This window comes from Paenibacillus sp. 203, from assembly GCF_037027525.1.
Lineage (GTDB): Bacteria > Bacillota > Bacilli > Paenibacillales > Paenibacillaceae > Paenibacillus > Paenibacillus polymyxa_B.
The window spans coordinates 1-259 of the sequence record NZ_JAXCHD010000082.1; the positions used below are offsets into that span (position 1 = coordinate 1).

Annotated in this window: 1 rRNA gene; it reads right to left on the reverse strand. The window is 56.8% G+C overall.

The features are described from left to right. Nucleotides 1–259: ribosomal RNA gene (locus WA407_RS26495) — 23S ribosomal RNA — on the reverse strand; the annotation flags it as partial.

Sequence of the window (259 nt, forward strand, 5' to 3'; positions counted from 1 at the left end):
TGAGACAGCGCCCAAGTCGTTACGCCATTCGTGCGGGTCAGAATTTACCTGACAAGGAATTTCGCTACCTTAGGACCGTTATAGTTACGGCCGCCGTTTACTGGGGCTTCGGTTCATAGCTTCGCCCCGAAGGGCTTACCACTCCCCTTAACCTTCCAGCACCGGGCAGGCGTCAGCCCGTATACTTCGCCTTGCGGCTTCGCACAGACCTGTGTTTTTGCTAAACAGTCGCTTGGGCCTTTTCACTGCGGCCCCCTCG